At 42.1% G+C, this 632-nt stretch carries 1 protein-coding gene and 1 pseudogene; both read right to left on the reverse strand.

Features of this window, described 5'->3' with window-relative positions:
- Positions 1-309, reverse strand: a pseudogene (locus tag H5182_RS22465) (transposase); the annotation flags it as partial.
- Positions 270-632: transposase (locus H5182_RS22470; protein ID WP_259398345.1), on the reverse strand; the 363-nt coding region annotated here is incomplete at its 5' end. The pseudogene H5182_RS22465 and the gene H5182_RS22470, both read right to left, overlap by 40 nt.

Raw genomic sequence — 632 nt, forward strand, 5'->3', positions numbered from 1 at the left:
CTCGTGGGTCGCTAAGAACTCCGTGATTTTATCTGCACTTTTATCCAGCTTTTCTTTTTGCTTTAAATCCTGTGTTATCAACTCTTCGCTCAGGCTATCTTGTGATTGGTGACGTTCGATAATACCTTTACTCGCGCGTTCTAGTTTTGCTTTTTTACGCCCTAGCTCGTCGAATGTGCAGCTCCATTCTTTACTCGCATTAGATTTCAATTTGCATCCATCAATGGCAAACATGTTGCGACCTATCAAGCCTTCTTCGTCGCATATCATCAGTACTTGCGTAAACAGCGGTTCAATCTGTTCGTGCATTTTGGCCACGAATCCGCTATCGATGTGTGATGAGATTGAATATCACCCGATACACTCATGAACAAAATATTCGTCTCACACGCCTTAGCAATACGGCGGCTGCTGATCAAACCATGTGCATAGCCGAGTAAAATAATTTTTAGCATCACTGAAGGCGGATACGCAGCTGCGCCCGTTTTATCATTGTTATACCACGCATCAAAGCCCGACAAATCGAGTTTATTTTCGACAATATAACAAAGCGCATACTCAAATGTACCTGGCAATATTTGCTCAGCAAAATTGATTGGAATGAATTTATTTTGGCAGGATAAGTCAGGCTT

The sequence above is a fragment of the Pseudoalteromonas sp. SG44-17 genome (assembly GCF_014164235.1).
Classification (GTDB): domain Bacteria; phylum Pseudomonadota; class Gammaproteobacteria; order Enterobacterales; family Alteromonadaceae; genus Pseudoalteromonas; species Pseudoalteromonas rhizosphaerae.